This is a genomic window from Gymnodinialimonas sp. 202GB13-11 (assembly GCF_040932485.1).
Taxonomy (GTDB): Bacteria; Pseudomonadota; Alphaproteobacteria; order Rhodobacterales; family Rhodobacteraceae; genus Gymnodinialimonas; species Gymnodinialimonas hymeniacidonis.
The window spans coordinates 1,898,339-1,917,746 of the sequence record NZ_JBFRBH010000001.1; the positions used below are offsets into that span (position 1 = coordinate 1,898,339).

The window sequence follows — 19,408 nt, forward strand, 5'->3', positions numbered from 1 at the left end:
TTCTCCTTAATTCTGCATGGCCGCCCAAACGCGCGCAGGCGTCAGGGGCATGTCGATATGGGTGACGTTGGTGTGGCCCGCCCGCTGCAGGGCATCCACAACCGCGTTTACGACCGAGGGTGGTGAGCCGATCGCCCCCGCCTCGCCGCAGCCTTTCACGCCCAGTGGGTTGTGCGTGCAGGGCGTAGCGCTGGAATGATCCACCTGGAACATCGGCACGTCGTCAGCGCGCGGCATGGTGTAATCCATGTAGCTGGCCGACAGAAGCTGGCCGTTCTCGTCATAGGACACGTTTTCCAGCAAAGCCTGACCGATACCTTGCGCCAAACCGCCATGAACCTGGCCTTCCACGATCATCGGATTGACCACGTTGCCGAAATCATCGGCTGCGGCAAACGACATGATCTCAACCTTGCCGGTGTCGGGGTCCACTTCGACCTCGCAAGCATAGGCGCCAGCGGGATAGGTGAAGTTGTTTGGATCGTAGAATGCGGTTTCTTCCAGCCCCGGCTCGATCTCTTCGAGCGGGTAGTTGTGCGGCACGTAAGCCGCGAGGGTCACATCGCCCCAAGCCACCGATTTGTCCGTACCGGCAACGCTGAACTGACCGTCCTTCAGTTCAATATCGCCCTCGGCCGCTTCCATCAGGTGGGCCGCGATCTTCTTGGCCTTTGCGATGATCTTCTCGGTCGCACGGACCATAGCAGACCCACCCACGGCGAGGGAGCGAGAGCCATAGGTGCCCATGCCCATCGGCGTGTTGGCCGTGTCGCCATGGACGACTTCGACCATGTTTTCGTCGATGCCGATCATGTCAGCCACGACCTGGGCGAATGAGGTCTCATGCCCCTGCCCATGGCTGTGCGACCCGGTCATCACAACCAAACCGCCGGTGGCATTCACGCGCACAGTCGCCGATTCATAGAGGCCAGCGCGCGCGCCCAACTGCCCCACCAAAGCCGACGGCGCGATACCGCACGCCTCGATATAACAGTTCACGCCAAGCCCACGCAGCTTGCCGTTCTCAGCCGATTTCGCACGGCGGGCCTCGAACCCATCCCGGTCAATCATCTCCAACAGCTTCGACATCGTGCCTTCATAGTCACCGGTGTCGTATTCCACGGCCACAGGCGTGGCGTAGGGGAATTCGGTGATGAAGTTCTGGCGGCGCAATTCAATCGGGTCGACGCCCAATTCCCGCGCCGCCTTGTCGATCACACGCTCCAACTGGAACGTCGCCTCGGGGCGGCCCGCGCCACGGTAGGCGTCTACTGGCACGGTATTGGTAAACACCGCCTTCACGTTCACATAGATATTGGGCGTCTTGTAGTTGCCCGCCATCAGCGTGCCGTGCAGCCACGTTGGAATACTCGGCGCGAAGGTGGACAGGTAAGCCCCCATATTCGCATAGGTCTCGGTCCGAATGCCGGTGAAGTTGTTGTCCGCATCCAGCGCCAGTTCGATCTTGGTGACGTGGTCGCGGCCATGGGCGTCGGTGATGAACGCCTCGCTCCGCGACGAGGTCCATTTCACCGGACGGCGGCACTGCTTTGCCGCGAAGGTGACAAACGCTTCTTCGACATAGTGGAAGATCTTCGAACCAAAACCGCCCCCCACATCGGGCGCCACAACCCGCAGCTTGTGCTCAGGGATACCAAGTACGAACGCGCCCATCAGAAGGCGGATCACATGGGGGTTTTGAGATGTGGTGTAGAGCGTGGAATCGTCGGTTCCCACCGCATAGTCACCCACCGCAACACGTGGCTCCATCGGGTTCGGGCTAAGCCGGTTGTTGACCAACTCCAGCGTCGTCACATGGGCCGCAGCCTCGAACGCGGCATCCACGGCAGGCTTGTTTTCCTCAACAAAACCCCAGTCATAGCAAAGGTTCGACGTCAGATCGTCATGCACCTTGGTGCTGCCATCCGCGACTGCAGCCTTCATGTCCACAACCGCCGGAAGCTCTTCGATATCCAACTCGATCGCTTCTGCTGCATTGCGCGCCTGTGCAGGCGTCTCAGCCACCACTGCGGCAATCGCATCGCCCACATAGCGAACCTTGCCTTGCGCCAGGATCGGGTGCGCGGGTTCCTGCATCGGCTCGCCATGCTTGTCGGTCACCTGCCAACCGCAGGGAACACCACCCACGCCTTCGAAATCCGCGCCGGTGAAGATGCGCACCACGCCCGGCATCGCTGCCGCCGCACTGGTGTCCACGTTCTTCAACACCCCATGCGCCACGTCCGAGCGCAGGAAATGCACGTAAGCCTGACCCTGCAGGTTGATATCGTCTGTGTAGCGGCCCTGCCCGGTCAGAAACCGAACATCCTCCCGCCGCTTGGAACTTGCGCCAATACCTGAATCCTTCGGCATGGTCGTCCTCCCTATGAACTTGTTCAGGGCACCATAGCCCTCAATTCAATTTGCAATCCCATCACCGGCCGTGGGCAGGCACACCATCTGTTGCACAACCTGTTGCGACCGGGAGTTGTCGTTGAGCTGGAACGTCGCCGCCGCAACCGCGGCCTCGCATTCCTCAGCGCTGTCGTAGCGCAGGCCGGTATCGAAGGTTCCTCCCCCCTCCATAACCAGCACCATGGCCCAAACGAAAACGATATCCGGGACCATGTTTACTCCGCAGCGATCGCCGATACGTCCTGTCCGCTGGCCGCCATGATCGCCTTGACGATGTTATGATAGCCGGTGCAGCGGCAGATATTGCCTTCAAGGTATTCGCGCACCTCGGCCTCGGTGGGCTTTGGGTTGTCCTTCAGCAAGGCCGCCGCCGACATCACCATGCCCGGCGTGCAGAAGCCGCACTGAAGCCCGTGATGGTCCTGGAACGCTTGCTGGATCACACCAAGCGAGCCATCGGCGTTCGCCATGCCTTCGATGGTTTTGACCTCTGCCCCTTCCACATCCAGCGCCAGCGTCGTGCAGCTTTTCACTGCCTCGCCGTTCACATGCACCACGCAGGCCCCGCATTGGCTGGTGTCACAGCCCACATGGGTTCCGGTCAGCCGCTGACCGTCGCGCAAAAATTCACTGAGCAGTGTCCGCCCTTCAACATCCCCGGAAACGGCACGGCCGTTCACGGTCATCGACACCTGGGTCATTCAATCCTCCCTTGGTTATTGCCTCCATCCAAACATGGATGCGGGGATTCACAAACAGGTAATTCCGCCCTTTTTTCAGGCATTTGCGCGGAAAGATGCTTGTGCAGGCGCGGCATCATTCATCCATACGGTTGACTGATGCAGAATAGTTCACTAATTCACCCATATGGTTGAACGATCAGACGACACATCCCTCACCCGCATCCTGAAGGCCGCCAGCGACCCGACACGGCGCGCCATTCTGACGCTTCTGGCACAACAAGGTCCGCTGACGATCAGCGTGATCCAAAATCAATTCCCGATGAGCCTGAACGCCATCTCAAAACACATCAAAGTCCTTGAGGGGGCGGGCTTGGTCTCACGCCGCACCGAATGGCGTGAGCATTACATCGAGCTGAAGCCAGAGGTTCTCGCCGAAGTGGACCAATGGTTCACCCAGCTTCGGTCGATTTGGGATCAACGTCTGGATGCGCTCGACCAAATCATCACCAAAGGAGCCGCCAAATGACCACTGCATCCAAGGACCTCGAACTCACCTGCACCCGCACCATCGCCGCCCCGCCAGAAGCGCTTTATGACGCTTGGCTGGATGCAGAGAAATTGGCGCAATTCATGCGCCCCGGCGCATCCGTCACGATTGCACGGGCCGAAAACGACCCACGGCTCGGCGGACGCTTCGATATCGTGATGCAGACGCCAGAGACGGAGATCCCGCACTGGGGCATCTACCAAACACTCGACCGGCCCAACCGCATCGTTTTCACATGGAACAGCCCGTTCACAACAGGTGAGGATTCAACCGTGACGCTCGATTTCACCGCCGTAAAGGGCGGCACGGAAGTGCGTTTGCATCATATCCGGTTCCCCAGTGAAGAAAGTCGTAAAGATCATGAGGCCGGTTGGGGCGCAATTCTTGCAACGCTGTCGGAGGCAATCGCATGAGGGTTACTGAGAATACCAACTGGCTGTCCGCCCGCCACGATCTTCTTGCGGCGGAAAAAGCGCACAAACGGGCCAGCGATGATCTGGCCCGCAAGCGCCGTGCCCTGCCACGGGTGCCTGTGACCCGCGCCTACCGCTTCGCCGCCGAGGACCGATCTTACGTGCTGGCCGACCTTTTCGGCCCGCACAGCCAGCTTCTCGTCTACCATTTCATGTTCCCACCCGAATGGGAGGCCGGATGCCCGTCCTGCTCGTTCTGGGTCGACAATCTGGAGGGGCTGCGCCCGCATCTTGCGGCGCGCGACGCGCAGTTGGTTCTCACATCATCTGCCTCAACCGCGCAAATCTCGGCCTATCAGTCCCGCATGGGCTGGACCATTCCGTGGCTCTCAGAGGTGGACGGCGATTTTGGCTGTGATATGGGCGTCCGCTTCACCGATGCTGAGCGCACAGATGGGACCATCGCATACAATTTCGGATCCTCCGGCTTTCCGGTGAATGAGGCCCCGGGGCTGAGCGTATTCGCCAAGGAAGGAGAGGAGATTTTTCTGACCTACCAGACCTTTGCCCGCGGGCTGGAGCAATTCAATGCCGCCTATGGCTTGATGGATTTGCTGCCGAAGGGTCGCGATGAAGGGGGCAAGGGCATGGCGTGGCTCAGGCGCCGCGACGATTACTGAGCATCCCGTGGGCGCGGACGCGAGGGTATTTCCTTTAGCAACCCGCCCACGCCCATGCCGGCAATATCGATCTGCTCCAAAGGGACGCCACAAATCACTCGTTCCATCACCCAATCCGCCCCGTTCAGAGCGGGTGAGCGTGCACATCCAGGCAATCCGATCACGGGGCGCTCACCGATCCGCCCCAGAAAAAGCAGATTGCCCGGATCAACCGGCATTCCGTAGTGCAAAACCTCCCCACCTGCCGCCCGCACGGCAGCTGGTGCCACATCCTCGCCATCTGATGTGGCGGAGCCTGTCAGGATCAACAGCAACTCCCCCGGAGCATCCGTCAAAGCCTTCGCCAGCATCTCCGCTCGATGGCGCACAACAACGCGCTCACTCAACAGGACGGAGAACTGATCCAGCCGTCCCTTTACTGACCGCCTACCCTTATCGGAGGGTTCGGCCGCATCAACGCTGGTCTCGATCAGGCTGGCAGAGGCGATCTGCCCTTCCAGCAAGCGCACCGCTCCCGCACCACGCGTACAGGCCTCTTCTACGTCCTGCTCAGGTGCCGCGAAGGGAATAATCTTGACGGTCACGGCCAAACCGCGCGGGCCGAGGCGCGCCCATTCCGGCACTGTTGCAACCGTTATGGCTGGGTTGATCCGGTTGATCACGTCAATCGCTGCCGCATCCACCACAACGATCCCGCTCGACGTCGCGCGCAAATTCACCCGCCCCGTGGCCGCTTCCCCGGCCTCCAACCCCGGACCGCACAAAGCCGCAGCAATCCGCGCCGCCGCCTCATCCTCGTGCAAATCACCGGGCTCAAGTCGCGCGACGATTACGTCCGTCACATCGTTCTTCGTCAGATCATCCAGATGTTGCGCGGTCAGGCGCGTGCCCTTTGGGATTGTGTAGACAAGGCTTTCAGGATTCGCGGGGTCGGACGCAACGCGTCCATGGGCAAGATACGCCCCCTCCGCTTCGGCCACCGGAACCGGTCCGAACTTCATGGACGCCGCAGCCTTTGCGTCACCTCAGCCATGACGGAGACCGCAATCTCGCCCGGTCCCTGCGCCCCAATATCCAGGCCAACCGGCGCGTGAATGCGCGCAATTTGCTCTGCCTTAAACCCCGCCTCTTCCAAACGTGTCACGCGCTTGGCATGGGTCCTGGTCGACCCCAGACATCCAAGGTAGAACACCTCCGACCGCATCGCCTTCATAATTGCTGGATCGTCCAGTTTTGGGTCATGGGTCAACGTTACGACCGCCGTGCGCGCATCCAATCCAATCGCGTCCAATGCCTCATCGGGCCACTCCTCCACGATCCGCTCACCCGGAAAGCGCGCCGCTGCCCCGAAGGCCGGGCGCGGATCCACCAGAACCGGGTCATATCCCGCCATCCGTGCCATCGGCAAAAGCGCCTGCGCGATGTGAACGGCACCCACCACAATCATGCGCAGCGGCGGGTTGTGGATGTGCACAAACACATCGGCCTCCATGCCCGATTTGTCTGCGCGAAACCGATCCGGCCAGGCTTCGACCCCGGCCAAACGCCGCGCACCCGACGCCACATCTACTTCATAGGCCACTGCACGCCGCGCTGCGCGGGCCTCGACAAGATCCGCCAGCACGGCCTCCCCCATCGCCGCCACCGGCTCGACCCAGACCTTGATCCGCCCACCACAGGCCAGCCCCACGGCAAAGGCCTCGTCATCGGAGACGCCAAATTCCAGCATCTTTCCGGCAGCGCCGCCGACCATATCCATGGCTTCAACCACAACGGCCCCCTCGACGCAGCCACCCGAGACGGAGCCTTCCATTTCACCGTGGCCTGAGACCACAAGCTGCGAGCCAACTGCCCGCGGCGCCGAGCCCCAGGTTTCCACGACCGTCGCCAGCACCGCGCCGTTACCCGATCGATGCCAGTCCAACGCCAGCTCTGGCATCCGTTCCAGATCATCCATCACACAGGCCTCCCTGAACGAACCCTAGCGCCCGGCACTCGCAGCGCAACCTGCTCTTCCACTGGTCTGAAATACTTCCGGGGTTTGGGGTGGAACCCCAATCGCGCCAACGGCGCGAGCCACAAAACATCACGTGCGGCGCAAGCCGCTCCATTTGCGAACAGATCAACTCGCCCGCAACGCCGACGTCAGTCGCGCTTTTTCCCCCGGATCGTCGGGCCGCGCCACAGCCTCGGCCAACCCGGCCAAAGCCGCGATGTTGTGGCCTGCCCGAAAGCTCGACACATGGGGCAGCATCGCGCGAATGCCCGCTGCTTTCGGCGCAAAACCATCCCAGCGCAACAGCGGGTTCACCCAGATCACCCTGCGCGACGACAGCGCCAGTCGCTCCATCGCCGCCTCCAGCCGCTCCGGCTCATCCCGGTCCAAACCGTCGGTGATCAGCAAGACCACCGCACCGCGGCCCAGAACCCGGCGCGACCAATCGCGGTTGAACGCTTCAAGGCAGGCCCCGATGCGCGTCCCGCCTTCCCAATCCTGCGCCTCGGCCCCGGCGGCGGCCAAAGCCGCATCCACATCCCGCGCGCCCATGTGGCGGGTGATATTCGTCAGCCGCGTGCCGAAGGTGAAGGCATGCACCTCCGCCCACCCGGCCCCTTTCGCATTCGAGACCGCGTGCAGAAAGTGCAGAACCGCACGAGAATAGCTGCTCATCGAGCCGGAGATATCACACAACGCCACCAGCGAGGGCCACCGCTCCCGCCGATCCTTGCGCGCAAATTCGACCACGTCACCGCCCCGCGCCATGGCGCCGCGCATCGTGCGCCGCCAATCAGGCCGCGAACCGTGGGCCGCAGCTTCGGTTCTACGACTGACCAAAGGCGGCACAGACAGCGTCATCTGCGCGATGATCCGCTTGGCCTCGGCCATCTCGGCCACAGACATCTGCTCGAAATCCAGCGTTTTCAGCCGCTCTTCCCGGCTCATCGTCAGCGTCGTATCCACCTCGATCTCGGTGCCACCCGCCTCACCGTCGCCCATATCTGGCGCATCGCGGTCGACCCCATGCAGCAGCGCCTCCGCCGCGCGCTTCTCGGCCGATTTGACCGTCCGGTCCTCGGCTACACCACGCACGGCAGGTGTCAGCATCGACATCATGTGTTCCAGGTAGCGCGGGTCGCGCCAATACAGGCGAAAGACCTGGTCAAATACCGCCCGATGCTCAGGCCGCGCCGTGAAACAGGCGCGCAGCGTATAATAGAAATCCGCCCGTTCCCCGAACCCCGCCGCCGCCACCGCACGGATCGCATCGGCCACCCGCCCCGGCCCCGCCGGCAGGCCCGCCACCCGCAAAGCGCGCGCAAAATGGGTGATGTTGGTTGTAAGCTGCGGGTCGTCCGGCAGCTCCAGCGGCGCATGTTCCATGGCTCTGAACAGAGAACGCCCCCGGCCTCACGTCAAGGCCGGGGGCGCAGAAGGCTTAGGCAGATGCGCTTATTCGTAGACCCACAGCTCCGCCGGGTTGTTGGACGAGAGGTTATAGGCCCCGGCCCAGATATCGTACTGGCCCTGCAACACGGGCGAGAAGGTCAGGGTCGAGTTGAAGGTGCCATTGCTGTCATCGTTGAAGAACCACTGCCCATCCGGCGTGTTGATCAGCAGCACCGTGTCGACTGCATTGGAGGTCAGCTGGAAGGTAATCCGCCCCGTTTGCGAGACACCTTGATAGAAGAAGCGGAAATCCGGCCGTGTGATCGTGAAGCCACGCCAGCCTGTGCCGGGGAAACAGTTGGTCAGCGCAAAACGCCCGCCCGCCGTGATCCGCGGCACGCGGTAGCTGCCCTGCCCCGCATACATTGTGTGCTGTCCGAACGCCGTATTGGCGATAGCGTAATTTGGGCAGCCCGAGGTGCCGCCGCCGCCGCCGTGTACGAAGGCCCCACCGCTGATTGCCGTCATCGCGGGTTGTGTGGGTTGCGGCAAAGGCTGCGGCACCGGTTGAGGTGCGGGTTGCGGGTTATTTTGCGCGTAGATCCCGGCAAAATAACCGGGGCCAGAGCCGTGGTTGGAATTCGGGTTCGAGCAATCGACCGGGTCCGTCCCCCAGGCGCACAGGTTCAACCCGTTGGGCTCGTCACAATCGCCGTCATTGGTGAACGGGCATGAAGCCGGAACCGGAGCCGGTGCAGGGGTCGGCACTGGAATGGGGGTCGGCTGCGGTGTGGTATAGACGCCCGCGCTGTACCCCGCGCCCACGCCGTAATTCGCATTGGGGTTGGAACAATCAACCGGGTCTGTGCCCCAGGCGCACAGGTTCAAACCGTTAGGCTCATCGCAATCCCCGTCTCCGGCCCATTCCGCCGGGCAAGGGTCGCGCAACTGGGCCGAGGCCTCTCCGACCCAACCGCCAAGTGAAAGAACAACGGCCAGAACAACCGTGCTGAAAAAGTTTGAATTCATGTCCTTGGTCCTCGAAACGTCTTTTCCCTGACGAAATTAACGGCGCAAGCAGCCGTTCTGTCAAAGAAAACCGGCAAATAGGACCGACCGTTCAAGACAGGGCGTCCGCCCGCAGATCATCAAGAATGCGTTTCGCTTCAGAACCTTGCAGCTTCTGGATGTCGTCCTGATATTTCAGGATCGCGCCCAACGTATCTGCTATCACCTCGGGGCTCAGTTCGATCACATCCAGCGCCAGAAGGCATTTCGCCCAATCCAGCGTCTCCGCCACGCCGGGGCGTTTGAACAGATCTTCCGTGCGCAGCCGCTGCACAAAGGCCACCACTTCGCGGCTCAACTCGCCTGCCGCCTCGGGCACACGCGCGGCCAGGATCGCAAGCTCGCGTTCCAGATCGGGATAATCGACCCAATGGTAGAGGCACCGCCGTTTCAGCGCGTCATGCACCTCCCGCGTACGGTTTGAGGTCAGGATCACGATGGGCGGCTCGGGCGCTTTCACCGTTCCAAGTTCTGGGATCGTCACCTGAAAATCACTTAAAGCTTCCAGCAAAAAGGCCTCGAAAGGCTCATCGGTGCGGTCGATTTCGTCGATCAGCAGCACCGGCGCGCCCGCCGGATCAGGGCGCATCGCCTCCAGCAGCGGGCGCTCGATCAGGTAGTCCTCGCTGAACAACTCCCCCTGAAGCGCGCCGCGCTCGGCCCCGCCCGCCGCCTCGGCCGTGCGGATTGCTACCATCTGTGCGGCGAAGTTCCATTCATAGACCGCGCTGGACGCATCTAATCCTTCATAGCATTGCAAGCGGATCAACCGCCGCCCAAGGCTGGCTGCAATCGCTTTTGCGATCTCGGTCTTGCCGGTCCCGGCCTCCCCTTCCAGAAACAGAGGGCGCCCCAGTTTGAGGGACAGGAACACAACCGTGGCCAGCGCCCGTCCGCAGACATAACCCTGCTCTGCCAGCGTTTCCTGAACGCGATCAATCGTTTCAAACGCAGCCATGGCCCCTCCGGAATGCAACCTTGCCATCAAGGCCAGATGGCGTGCGATGGTCAAGCCATCGGGGAAGTCGCTTTCAAATGAATTGTTTACGGATCGTTTACCAAAACCCACCGAATTGTCGGACCGGTTTCGCATTCCCGCCACACTCTTCCGCAAAACCTTGCCGCGTGGCATGGTGGGCCACATTTGCTGTAGTAAGACCCCTTTTTTTCAGAGTGCCTCTGCCCATGCCTGATACAAGTGCCCCGATTGATCCACGCCGCGAATGGGTTCGACATTTGGGGCGCATTGGGTCCGATCATGGCCTCTTCTCTCGTCTGGATGCACGCCACTTCGCCCTAATGGTGGAGGAGGAATCCGACACGCTTCTGGTCAGCTTTGACCGCGCAGATGGCCTGTGGAGCAAAGGGGCCGAGGGGTTGCCATTGGGCTTTGATGCCGTGCCAGCGCATGACGTGTCGCTCTTGTCCCTGATGTCCGTCGGGCGCACCTGGTTCCGCAGCGACGAGGTTGAGGCGATGCTGACTGGCCTTGCCGCAGACGGCTTCTTTGCAAGCTTCAAGCACATCATCCTGCTGGCATCTGGCCCCGATTGCGGCCACGCCGCCGCCCGCGCCGCCGTTCATATGCCGGGCGCGCGCGTTCTGTTGTCCCGACCGGCAGCCGCCATAAGCGCCAGACATGCACCGTTTGAGACGCGCTTCCGTGCTGATCGCCGCGCTGATCCAGACACCCCCCAGCCTCTCGGCCCCGAGGCCCTGGAAAGCGCAGCGCAGGTTACGATCCTGTTCGACCCGCGCGATCCATCCGATGCCGCACAGGCCGCTCTGTTCCGGGGGCCGCAAACCACACGGATAGGCTTTTCACTGGCCGGGGACGCGCTTTCAGAGGCGTTCAAACAGCCCGAAGCACTTGTGCCACTGACCCGCCACCTGATGCGCGGCACACTGGATAGAAAGGCAGCGCGCGCCGCCTTGCGCCCGGTGTTGCACGCCCATCCGATCTACCGCGAAACCCTCTCCACGCGGCGCTAACCGGTCGCGCCTATCGCGCGGAGATGCCGGTTATGGGCCAGCTATTCCCGTACCCGTCGCTCTGAATGACCACCCCACCCAGTTCGGGAAAGTAGAAATACTCCGACACATTGCGGTCGCCTTCGGTGCTGATCGGGTCGCTCTGCAAGGTCATGGGAAGGTAGGTATAGCGACAAGCGCCGAACGAAAGCTCCTGCGCTGCACCGAAAGTATATGTCATGCCATCCACGCGGTTGATGCCAAGCCCGCTGGAAGACATCCGCGTTTCCCAGGTAAGCCCCGGCGACGGTGATGCGGACGGCAGCGGGGCAAATTCAGCACGCCACGGCTCGGCCATGTCTTCGCTCACAAGGCTTACGATGAAGATGTCTCGCGTCAAATCCATCCTCTGGGTCGGAAAATCTGGCGACCACTGGAAATACGCGACACGGTCGGCACCCTGACCGGACAAATCCCAAGAGGCCCCGCTTGGCATTTCAAACCGGATACCGCCCGCCAAATCGTCTGCGGAGGCGCAAGTTGCGCCCGCGGCCACGGGCCAGACACTGCCAAGCAATAGACCCAATGCAGCCATGGCGCGGTGCGGTCTTGCACCCCGGGCTTTCACGTCGCTCGAAATTTCCAAATCCCATCCCTTCCTTCCATATCACCAGAGCTCAACGCCCCGACGCACCGGTTCAATCATTCAGATACAGCGCATCTTGTCCGGGGCATTCAATGACGCTCGGAACACCACCGTCACGGGGTGGGATCGGCCCGTATCCCACGCAGTCCAACCCCTGTTCGTCGCGAAGGGTGACACGGCATCCTATGAAACATAACTGACCAGTAACTGAGAACCGGGTCACACCCGTCTGTGTCGGCACCTCAAGAACTTGTTGCCCGCACCCTGCAAGCCCAATCATCAGGATCGCACCAGTGAACCTCACGCCTCGAATGCCTCATCAACGGGCACCTGAAGCCCCGTCACGATCCCATTCGTCTGCATCGCCATGCCAATGACCGCGAGCAATTCGCCATACATCTCGGCGCTCATCCCTTTGGCCTTCGCCGCCGCCGTGTGGGAATGCACGCAATAGGAGCAGCCATTTGCCGTGCTGACCGCCACATAGATCATCTCCTTGACCAACGGATCCAAAGCTCCCGGCGCCATTACGTCCTTCAATCGCTCCCACGTCGCTTTCAGAAGCGCCGGATCATGGGCCAAGGCGCGCCAGAAATTGTTGACGTAATCCGTGCCCCGCACCGCACGGATCTCATTGAAGACGGCCAGCGCCTCGGCGCTGACCTCCTCATCCCTCAAAAGCGGAACGGTCCCCATTCAGACCATCGCAAAGATGCGCGCCTGCCCGCCGGTGCTGCCCGCGATCTTGGAGGCCCCCACAACCAGCGTGGCCCCTGCGGCAGGCACCTGATCCAGCCCCGCGATACACTCGATCCCGTAGCGCCCCGCAGGCAGCCACGCGTAATGCGTCGCGAAATCCTGGCTCGCCCCGTGATCCAGCGACAGCGTATCCACGGCGATGGAGGCCGCACCCGTCTCCAGCAACATCTGCGTCGCTTCGATATGGAAGCCCGGATAGTGACCAAGTCCATCCCCATCGGCATTCCGGAATTCTGCGCCCGAGGCCTTGCTAGCCCAACCAGAATGCATCGCCACGCAAGCCCCATCGGGAATGTCACCATGGGCATCGATCCACGCCAGCAAATCGTCCGGCGTGACCATCGTATCGGCATCCTCCGCCGCGCGCGCCGCGATATCGACAACACAAAGCGGGGCCACCAGATTGCTGACGGGGATCTCATCGACCGACATCCCGTCGGCAGAGAAATGCAGCGGCGCATCAATATGCGTGCCCGCATGTTCACTGGTCGTCATGTTGTAGAGGTTGAAACCTGCATCGGCGAAGTCGAACATCTTCTCCCGTGACATGCCCGGCTCTCCGCCCCAGGTCGGGAAATCCTCGCTGAACGTGTGGGTCATGTCGATGACTGAGCCATGGCCATCCGCCAAGGCCGGCGTCGCCTTCACCGCGCCCATTGCCGTGGCCCCAACGGCCGCCGCCGCCGATCCCTTGAAGAAATTCCGGCGCGAAAGCATCCGCTCCTTCACCGAGTTCATCACGCAAATATCGCACATTTCACTTACCTCCTTGTTGAATTCCTTTGCCCGCGTCAGGGCCGCATATACTCCTCCAGATCACGCGTCCGCCGCTCGGTCAGCCGCGTCAGACAGGTCAATTCGATCATCGGCGCGATGGAGCCACCCTCATACCGCGCCCGCTCCATCCCGCAGGTCAGATCACGGTAGGTGATCCACGCCCGCTGCGCCTGCCGCAGGTTCTCTTCCTGCGCTTCATCCAACGTACCGATCACCCGCTGATAGACCTCGTTCAGCAACCCATCCCAGGCGTCGAGGCGCTCTGCATTGCACAGCGTCAGCGCCGATTGCGGCTGGTTCGGATCGCAAGGGTCAAGTTGCGCGTGGGCGGTCTGGGTAAGTCCAACAGCCATCACAAAGAGCGCAAGCAGCGCCAGAATTCGGAAATACGTCATCCGCCGAAGCCTAGGCGCTGCCGGACATTTCGCGCAAGCCTCCTGATTGCAAGACGCCGCCCGCAGCCCCTTCCCGACTCTCTTCAAACGCTATAGCACCCGGTCCCATGAGCCAGAGCATCACGATCCGCCGCCCCGACGATTGGCACTTGCACCTGCGCGACGGCGCGATGATGCAGACTGTGCTGCCCGAAACCGCGCGCCATTTCGCCCGCGCGATCATCATGCCGAACCTCGTGCCGCCAGTGGTCACCGCGCAAGACGCACTCGCCTACCGTGATCGGATCGATGCCGCCTTGCCCGCAGGCGCGGATTTCACGCCGCTCATGACCCTCTACTTGACCGAGCAGACCGATCCAGACGATGTGCAGGCCGCCCATGCCGATGGCCTGATCACGGCTGTCAAACTCTACCCCGCTGGGGCCACGACCAATTCCCAATCCGGTGTGCGTGACTTCAAGAACGTGCGCCACGTCCTTGAACGCATGGCCGAAATCGGCCTGCCGCTCTGCATTCATGGTGAGGTTACGACCCACGAGGTCGACATCTTCGACCGCGAACAGGTGTTCCTCGAAACCGTGCTCGATCCGCTCCGACGTGACATCCCGGACCTTAAGGTCACGCTCGAACACATCACTACGTCCCACGGCATCGACTATGTGCGCGAAGCCTCAGGCGACATTGCCGGCACGATCACTACGCACCACCTGATGATCAACCGCAACCACATGCTTGTGGGCGGCATCCGCCCCCACTACTACTGCCTGCCCATCGTCAAACGCGCCGAACATCAGCAGGCGCTTCGCCGCGCCGCCACCTCCGGAAGCCCGCGTTTTTTTCTCGGCACCGACAGCGCCCCGCACCTCGATGGCGCAAAGGAAACCGCCTGCGGTTGTGCGGGCGTCTTCTCGGCACCCAACACGATGTCCTGCCTCGCCCATGTGTTCGAGGAAGAAGGCGCGCTCGACAAGCTTGAAGCCTTCGCTTCTCTCAACGGCCCCGCACGCTACGGCCTCGCCCCGAACGACGCTACCATCACCCTCGAAAAACGCGACACGCCCGCGACCTACCCCGCCAAATACACCACGCCAGACGGACCTTTGACCCTCTTCGACCCCGGCCACCCGCTCCACTGGCATGTTGTGGGCTGACCCTGTCTTCCACTGGTTTCAAATACTCAAAAAAGTAGGCCCGCCATGATCCCCTCCTCCTACCCCGATGACGCCACCATGGCCGCCATGGCCGCCCGGATGCTGCTCGACATCAAGGCGGTGCACTTCAACACGGAACAGCTTTTCACCCACACTTCAGGCAAACAGGCCCCCACCTATATCGACTGCCGCAAACCCATCGCTTTCCCGCGGGTCCGGTCCACGCTCATGGATTTCCTCACCTGCAAGGTCATGCGTGACGCAGGGCTGGAAGCATTCGACAATATCGCCGGCGGTGAGACGGCGGGCATCCCCTTCGCGGCCCTCGTGGCCGAGCGTATGGGCCTGCCCATGTCCTATGTTCGCAAGAAACCCAAGGGCCATGGGCGCGGCGCGCAGATCGAAGGCGCAATGAACGAAGGTGAACGGGTGCTTCTGGTCGAGGATATGACCACCGATGGCGGATCCAAAATCAATTTCGTCGAAGCCATTCGCCGGACAGGCGCAACCTGCGGCCATACTGCCGTGATCTTTTATTACGACATTTTCGACCATGCGATCCCGACCCTTCGAGAGAATGGGATTGAGTTGCATTGGCTGACCACCTGGGCCGACGTCATCGCCGAGGCGCGACGCGGCGGCGACTTCACCGAAGAGACGCTCGTCGATGTTGAGCGATTCCTTCGCGATCCCGAGGGCTGGCGCACCGATCGCGGCCTTTCCTGACCAATTCGCCCTAACAGAAATATATAACGGCGTGTTCTTTCGAACACGTCAGGCCACCCTGACAGCCACATCTTGACCCAGACACGCCCAGCACCCACTATATAAGCACCGCCTCCGCGAATTCTGCGTTAATCCAACTTACCCACAGGATATCCAGATTGACGCCGCCGCAGGACCATCCGCTATACCCGGCTCACCACCCGCGCTGAGGTCCTGCCAGACCCAAGAAAAACCCCGAACCGGGGGCACGGCGTGTGTGGGTGTACCAGTGCTTGGGGGAGCAGATGAACGAAGTCGCCGCATTCAATCCGAACGTGCCCGCCGATCCGTCGGCGGAGGACACGGGCCCAGTCCTGCCCCATAATATCGAGGCAGAACAACAACTTCTGGGCGCAATCCTGTCCTCAAATGACGTGCTCGACCGCGTCGATGACCTCGTGAAACCTGACCATTTCCACGATCCGGTGCACGGTGCCTTGTTTGAAATGGCTGCCGCCCGCATCGCCAAGGGTCTGCAAACCGACGCCACCACGCTGAAAAGCTTTGCCACTGACATCCCCGGCCTCGCGGAACTGGGCGGCGCGGAATATCTTGTGAAGCTTCAGCTTTCCGCCATCGCCACCTCTGCCGCCCGCGACTACGCGCAACTGATCCACGATCTCGCCGTCCGGCGGGAGCTGATTGACCTCGGCAACCGCGTCTCCGACCGCGCCCGCGCCATGCGCGACGCCACTTCGCCCGACGAACAGATCGTAGAGGCGGAATCCGAGCTGTTCGCGCTCGCCTCAACCGGCTCCACGAATAAGGGTTTCACTTCTTTTCTCGGCGCGCTCCATGACGCCGTGCAGATGGCCAACGCGGCCTACAATCGGCAGGGCCAGCTTGCGGGCATTTCCACCGGTCTCGACGATATGGACCGCAAACTGGGCGGCCTGCACAATTCCGACCTTCTGATCCTCGCCGGGCGCCCCTCGATGGGGAAAACCTCGCTTGCGACCAACATCGCCTTCAACGTCGCAAAGGCCTGGCGCGAAGGCACGAAAGAGGATGGGACCACCGGCACCGTCGAAGGCGGCGTCGTGGGTTTCTTCTCCCTCGAAATGTCGTCGGCTCAGCTCGCCCAACGTGTGCTCTCCGAGGCGGCAGAGGTCGAATCCGAAAAACTCCGCCGCGGTGATCTGACCGAGCAGGAATTCGCCCGCTACCTCAAGGCCGCCGGCGATCTCGAACGCTGCCCGCTCTATATCGACGACACGCCCGCGCTCCCCATCGCGCAGGTCGCCGCCCGCGCGCGTCGCCTGAAGCGCTCGCCCAAAGGGCTCGATCTGCTGATCATCGACTACCTTCAGCTTCTGCGCGGTTCCGCCAACAACCGCGACAACCGCGTGAACGAGATTTCCGAAATTACCCAAGGCCTTAAGGCCATCGCCAAGGAACTCAACATCCCCGTCATCGCGCTCTCGCAGCTCTCCCGTCAGGTCGAGAACCGCGAAGACAAGCGCCCGCAACTCTCCGACCTCCGCGAATCCGGATCAATCGAGCAGGACGCCGACGCCGTGATGTTCGTCTACCGTGGCGAGTACTACAAAGAGCGTGAGAAACCCGGCGAAGAGAACCTGGAGGCCATGACAAAATGGCAGCAGGATATGGAGCAGCTTCACGGCAAGGCCGAGGTGATCATCGGCAAGCAACGCCACGGCCCCATCGGCACGGTAGAGCTATCCTTCGAGGGCCGCTTCACCCGCTTCGGCAACCTCGCCAAGCCATGGCAAGGCGACGGGTCGCAGGGGTTCTAAGCCCCCTCAGCGCCCCAGAAACCGTCCGATCTCCGCCAACAGCGCTTCCGGCACCTCCTCCGGGATCGCATGACCGCAGTCCAGCGCCACGCCAGTCACATCCCGCGCCTTCTCGCGCCAAGTCGCAGCTACGTCATAGGTCCGCCCGACGACACCGCGCGACCCCCAGATGGCCCAAAGCGGGCACTCCATCCGCGCCTCAGCATCTGCCCGGTCATGCTCCAGATCAATGCTCGCTGCCGCCCGGTAATCCTCGCAAATCGCATGGATCGTGGCCGGGTCGCGGTAGGTCCGCAGGTACTCCGCTATCACATCTTCGTTGACCGCACCCGCAACCTTCACCTGCCCATCCACATGTCTGCGCAGAAAATATTCCGGGTCCGCCCCGATCATCCGTTCCGGCAAATCAAACGGCTGGATCAGGAAGAACCACCAGAAATAGTCCCGCGCGAAATTCATGTCCGTGCGCTCATACATCGTCAGCGTCGGCGCGATATCCAGCACCATCACCCGTTCGACCACCTGCGGATGATCCAGCGCCATCCGATGCGCCACACGGCCCCCGCGATCATGGCCGATCACCGAAAATCGCTCATGCCCCAGCGCCGCCATCAACGACACATTGTCCGCCGCTATCACCCGCTTCGAATAGCCCGCGTGATCCGTGCCCCCGTCCGGCTTGCCGCTATCCCCATAACCCCGCAAATCCGGCGCCACGACGGTGTAGCCCATCGCCACCAACGCAGGCGCCACCTTGCGCCAGACCACATGGGTCTGCGGGTGCCCGTGCAGCAGCAAAACCGCAGGCCCCTCGCCCGCCACCGCCACGCACAGCTCCACACCCGGCACCGCCACCCGGCGCAGCGCGAACCCCTCCAGAAAGGCTGAGGCGCTCACCCCTCCGCCACCGCATCGGCAATCGCAGCGCCGCACGTCACCGTGTCCGCCGGTCCGCCCAGATCGCCCGTCCGCAACGCCTCCTCCGCCAGCACACGCTCAATCGCCGTCACAATCGCGGCCCCAGCCTCCGGCGCGCCCAAATGCTCCAGCATCATCGCCGCCGCCCAGATCTGGCCCACCGGGTTCGCCACGCCCTTGCCCGCAATGTCAGGGGCGGAGCCATGGACCGGCTCGAACAGCGACGGAAACAGTCCCTCGGGGTTGATATTGCCCGACGGTGCAATCCCAATCGTGCCCGTGCAGGCAGGGCCAAGGTCCGACAGAATGTCGCCAAACAGGTTCGACGCCACGACCACATCAAACCAATCCGGGTGCAACACGAACTGAGCCGTCAGGATGTCGATATGGTATTTGTCGACGCGGATATCGGGGTATTCCCCGGCCATCTCCTCAACCCGCTCATCCCAATAGGGCATGGTAATCGAAATGCCGTTGGATTTCGTGGCCGAGGTCAGATGTCCACCGCGTTTCGCCGCCAATTCAAAGGCATAGCGCAGGATGCGATCCACGCCGGTGCGTGTCATCACCGTCTCTTGTATAACAACTTCCCGTTCCGTCCCGGGGAACATCCGCCCCCCGATCGACGAATACTCCCCTTCCGTATTCTCCCGCACGATCATCATGTCGATCTCTCCGGGCTCCCTGCCTGCCAGCGGCAAGGGCACCCCCGGCATCGCGCGGGCGGGCCGCAAGCTGACATATTGATCGAACTCCCGCCGGAACTGCAGCAACGAGCCCCAGAGTGAGACGTGATCCGGCACCGTTTCGGGCCAGCCTACCGCTCCGAAAAACAGCGCATCCGAGCCTGCCAGCCGCTCTTTCCAGTCCCCCGGCATCATTTCACCATGGGCCGCGTAGTAGTCACAGGACGCGAAATCGTGGTCCCTGAAATCAAACCCAAGATCAAAGCGTTTCGCCGCAGCTTCCAGCACGCGCACACCTTCCGGCACCACTTCCTTGCCGATCCCGTCGCCGGGGATCACATCGATTTTCCAAGCATTCTTCGCCATGCGCGCACCCTCCCGTAATCGCC

The 19,408-nt window shown here is 62.0% G+C and carries 21 protein-coding genes; 7 read left to right on the forward strand and 14 right to left on the reverse strand.

The features are described 5' to 3' along the window. Positions 1-6 precede the first annotated feature (6 nt). The 3 genes from V8J81_RS09490 to V8J81_RS09500 are packed head-to-tail and all read right to left on the reverse strand — an operon-like array spanning position 7 to position 3,116. Complete coding sequence (locus V8J81_RS09490; RefSeq protein WP_368475506.1) at positions 7-2,373, reverse strand: xanthine dehydrogenase family protein molybdopterin-binding subunit; 2,367 nt, start codon at positions 2,371-2,373, stop codon at positions 7-9. 45 nt (positions 2,374-2,418) lie between these two features. Beyond that, on the reverse strand, positions 2,419-2,628 hold the full coding sequence (locus tag V8J81_RS09495) for a hypothetical protein (RefSeq protein WP_368475507.1): 210 nt from the start codon (positions 2,626-2,628) through the stop codon (positions 2,419-2,421). Between the two features lie 2 nt (positions 2,629-2,630). Beyond that, positions 2,631-3,116 (reverse strand): (2Fe-2S)-binding protein, encoded by a 486-nt coding sequence (locus V8J81_RS09500; RefSeq protein ID WP_368475508.1) that lies wholly within the window; start codon positions 3,114-3,116, stop codon positions 2,631-2,633. 166 nt (positions 3,117-3,282) lie between these two features. Between V8J81_RS09500 and V8J81_RS09505 the strand changes: the two genes are divergently transcribed. The 3 genes from V8J81_RS09505 to V8J81_RS09515 are packed head-to-tail and all read left to right on the forward strand — an operon-like array spanning position 3,283 to position 4,738. Next, on the forward strand, positions 3,283-3,624 hold the full coding sequence (locus V8J81_RS09505; protein ID WP_368475509.1) for an ArsR/SmtB family transcription factor: 342 nt from the start codon (positions 3,283-3,285) through the stop codon (positions 3,622-3,624). Next, the gene (locus tag V8J81_RS09510; protein WP_368475510.1) at positions 3,621-4,058 is read left to right on the forward strand and encodes an SRPBCC family protein; all 438 of its coding nucleotides are present in this window, start codon (positions 3,621-3,623) and stop codon (positions 4,056-4,058) included. The genes V8J81_RS09505 and V8J81_RS09510 overlap by 4 nt, the downstream gene beginning before the upstream one ends. Continuing rightward, on the forward strand, positions 4,055-4,738 hold the full coding sequence (locus tag V8J81_RS09515) for a DUF899 domain-containing protein (protein WP_368475511.1): 684 nt from the start codon (positions 4,055-4,057) through the stop codon (positions 4,736-4,738). The genes V8J81_RS09510 and V8J81_RS09515 overlap by 4 nt, the downstream gene beginning before the upstream one ends. On the opposite strand, the gene V8J81_RS09520 is transcribed toward V8J81_RS09515, so the two are convergent. From V8J81_RS09520 to V8J81_RS09540, 5 genes are all read right to left on the reverse strand, one after another. Continuing rightward, positions 4,732-5,739 carry a molybdopterin-binding protein gene (locus V8J81_RS09520; RefSeq protein WP_368475512.1) on the reverse strand — a complete coding sequence of 336 codons (1,008 nt, stop codon included), beginning with the start codon at positions 5,737-5,739 and terminating at the stop codon, positions 4,732-4,734. The two genes, V8J81_RS09515 and V8J81_RS09520, sit on opposite strands and share 7 nt — an antisense overlap. Beyond that, a complete protein-coding gene (locus V8J81_RS09525; RefSeq protein ID WP_368475513.1) occupies positions 5,736-6,695 on the reverse strand; it encodes an XdhC family protein in 960 nt (319 codons plus the stop codon). Before V8J81_RS09525 ends, V8J81_RS09520 begins: the two co-directional genes overlap by 4 nt. 165 nt (positions 6,696-6,860) lie before the next feature. Further along, positions 6,861-8,120 carry a vWA domain-containing protein gene (locus V8J81_RS09530; protein ID WP_368475514.1) on the reverse strand — a complete coding sequence of 420 codons (1,260 nt, stop codon included), beginning with the start codon at positions 8,118-8,120 and terminating at the stop codon, positions 6,861-6,863. Between the two features lie 69 nt (positions 8,121-8,189). Further along, positions 8,190-9,155: a hypothetical protein gene (locus V8J81_RS09535; RefSeq protein WP_368475515.1), complete on the reverse strand. Its 966-nt coding sequence runs from the start codon at positions 9,153-9,155 to the stop codon at positions 8,190-8,192. A 91-nt stretch (positions 9,156-9,246) separates the two neighbouring features. Beyond that, the gene (locus V8J81_RS09540) at positions 9,247-10,152 is read right to left on the reverse strand and encodes an AAA family ATPase (RefSeq protein ID WP_368475516.1); all 906 of its coding nucleotides are present in this window, start codon (positions 10,150-10,152) and stop codon (positions 9,247-9,249) included. Positions 10,153-10,379: 227 nt separating this feature from the next. Here V8J81_RS09540 and V8J81_RS09545 point away from each other — a divergent pair, with 227 nt between their 5' ends. Continuing rightward, positions 10,380-11,186 carry a hypothetical protein gene (locus V8J81_RS09545; RefSeq protein WP_368475517.1) on the forward strand — a complete coding sequence of 269 codons (807 nt, stop codon included), beginning with the start codon at positions 10,380-10,382 and terminating at the stop codon, positions 11,184-11,186. Positions 11,187-11,196: 10 nt separating this feature from the next. Here the strand turns inward: V8J81_RS09545 and V8J81_RS09550 are convergent, their stop codons facing one another. From V8J81_RS09550 to V8J81_RS09565, 4 genes are all read right to left on the reverse strand, one after another. Further along, positions 11,197-11,811 (reverse strand): hypothetical protein, encoded by a 615-nt coding sequence (locus V8J81_RS09550; protein ID WP_368475518.1) that lies wholly within the window; start codon positions 11,809-11,811, stop codon positions 11,197-11,199. A 300-nt stretch (positions 11,812-12,111) separates the two neighbouring features. Further along, positions 12,112-12,507, reverse strand: coding sequence for a carboxymuconolactone decarboxylase family protein (locus V8J81_RS09555; RefSeq protein WP_368475519.1), 396 nt, complete (start codon positions 12,505-12,507; stop codon positions 12,112-12,114). Further along, entirely contained in the window at positions 12,508-13,326 is an 819-nt protein-coding gene (locus V8J81_RS09560) for a cyclase family protein (protein ID WP_368475520.1), read from the reverse strand. A gap of 35 nt (positions 13,327-13,361) precedes the next feature. After that, a complete protein-coding gene (locus tag V8J81_RS09565) occupies positions 13,362-13,742 on the reverse strand; it encodes a lysozyme inhibitor LprI family protein (protein WP_368475521.1) in 381 nt (126 codons plus the stop codon). A 107-nt stretch (positions 13,743-13,849) separates the two neighbouring features. On the opposite strand from V8J81_RS09565, the gene pyrC reads away from it, so the two are divergent. The 3 genes from pyrC to V8J81_RS09580 all read left to right on the forward strand — a co-directional run bounded on the left by pyrC (position 13,850) and on the right by V8J81_RS09580 (position 17,415). Next, the gene (gene pyrC / locus V8J81_RS09570; protein WP_368475522.1) at positions 13,850-14,893 is read left to right on the forward strand and encodes a dihydroorotase; all 1,044 of its coding nucleotides are present in this window, start codon (positions 13,850-13,852) and stop codon (positions 14,891-14,893) included. 45 nt (positions 14,894-14,938) lie between these two features. Beyond that, positions 14,939-15,619: an orotate phosphoribosyltransferase gene (locus tag V8J81_RS09575; protein ID WP_368475523.1), complete on the forward strand. Its 681-nt coding sequence runs from the start codon at positions 14,939-14,941 to the stop codon at positions 15,617-15,619. A 284-nt stretch (positions 15,620-15,903) separates the two neighbouring features. Beyond that, the gene (locus V8J81_RS09580) at positions 15,904-17,415 is read left to right on the forward strand and encodes a replicative DNA helicase (RefSeq protein ID WP_368475524.1); all 1,512 of its coding nucleotides are present in this window, start codon (positions 15,904-15,906) and stop codon (positions 17,413-17,415) included. Positions 17,416-17,421: 6 nt separating this feature from the next. On the opposite strand, the gene V8J81_RS09585 is transcribed toward V8J81_RS09580, so the two are convergent. Together V8J81_RS09585 and V8J81_RS09590 are read right to left on the reverse strand one after the other, a co-directional pair. Beyond that, a complete protein-coding gene (locus V8J81_RS09585; RefSeq protein ID WP_368475525.1) occupies positions 17,422-18,312 on the reverse strand; it encodes an alpha/beta fold hydrolase in 891 nt (296 codons plus the stop codon). Then, positions 18,309-19,385 (reverse strand): tartrate dehydrogenase, encoded by a 1,077-nt coding sequence (locus V8J81_RS09590; protein ID WP_368475526.1) that lies wholly within the window; start codon positions 19,383-19,385, stop codon positions 18,309-18,311. Before V8J81_RS09590 ends, V8J81_RS09585 begins: the two co-directional genes overlap by 4 nt. Between the last annotated feature and the right edge of the window lie 23 nt (positions 19,386-19,408).

Coding starts and splice junctions, on each gene's coding strand:
- V8J81_RS09490 (WP_368475506.1), bottom strand. CDS start 2,373: ATGCCGAAGGATTCAGGTATTGGCGCAAGTTCCAAGCGGCGGGAGGAT.
- V8J81_RS09495 (WP_368475507.1), bottom strand. CDS start 2,628: ATGGTCCCGGATATCGTTTTCGTTTGGGCCATGGTGCTGGTTATGGAG.
- V8J81_RS09500 (WP_368475508.1), bottom strand. CDS start 3,116: ATGACCCAGGTGTCGATGACCGTGAACGGCCGTGCCGTTTCCGGGGAT.
- V8J81_RS09505 (WP_368475509.1), top strand. CDS start 3,283: ATGGTTGAACGATCAGACGACACATCCCTCACCCGCATCCTGAAGGCC.
- V8J81_RS09510 (WP_368475510.1), top strand. CDS start 3,621: ATGACCACTGCATCCAAGGACCTCGAACTCACCTGCACCCGCACCATC.
- V8J81_RS09515 (WP_368475511.1), top strand. CDS start 4,055: ATGAGGGTTACTGAGAATACCAACTGGCTGTCCGCCCGCCACGATCTT.
- V8J81_RS09520 (WP_368475512.1), bottom strand. CDS start 5,739: ATGAAGTTCGGACCGGTTCCGGTGGCCGAAGCGGAGGGGGCGTATCTT.
- V8J81_RS09525 (WP_368475513.1), bottom strand. CDS start 6,695: ATGGATGATCTGGAACGGATGCCAGAGCTGGCGTTGGACTGGCATCGA.
- V8J81_RS09530 (WP_368475514.1), bottom strand. CDS start 8,120: ATGGAACATGCGCCGCTGGAGCTGCCGGACGACCCGCAGCTTACAACC.
- V8J81_RS09535 (WP_368475515.1), bottom strand. CDS start 9,155: ATGAATTCAAACTTTTTCAGCACGGTTGTTCTGGCCGTTGTTCTTTCA.
- V8J81_RS09540 (WP_368475516.1), bottom strand. CDS start 10,152: ATGGCTGCGTTTGAAACGATTGATCGCGTTCAGGAAACGCTGGCAGAG.
- V8J81_RS09545 (WP_368475517.1), top strand. CDS start 10,380: ATGCCTGATACAAGTGCCCCGATTGATCCACGCCGCGAATGGGTTCGA.
- V8J81_RS09555 (WP_368475519.1), bottom strand. CDS start 12,507: ATGGGGACCGTTCCGCTTTTGAGGGATGAGGAGGTCAGCGCCGAGGCG.
- V8J81_RS09560 (WP_368475520.1), bottom strand. CDS start 13,326: ATGTGCGATATTTGCGTGATGAACTCGGTGAAGGAGCGGATGCTTTCG.
- V8J81_RS09565 (WP_368475521.1), bottom strand. CDS start 13,742: ATGACGTATTTCCGAATTCTGGCGCTGCTTGCGCTCTTTGTGATGGCT.
- pyrC (WP_368475522.1), top strand. CDS start 13,850: ATGAGCCAGAGCATCACGATCCGCCGCCCCGACGATTGGCACTTGCAC.
- V8J81_RS09575 (WP_368475523.1), top strand. CDS start 14,939: ATGATCCCCTCCTCCTACCCCGATGACGCCACCATGGCCGCCATGGCC.
- V8J81_RS09580 (WP_368475524.1), top strand. CDS start 15,904: ATGAACGAAGTCGCCGCATTCAATCCGAACGTGCCCGCCGATCCGTCG.
- V8J81_RS09590 (WP_368475526.1), bottom strand. CDS start 19,385: ATGGCGAAGAATGCTTGGAAAATCGATGTGATCCCCGGCGACGGGATC.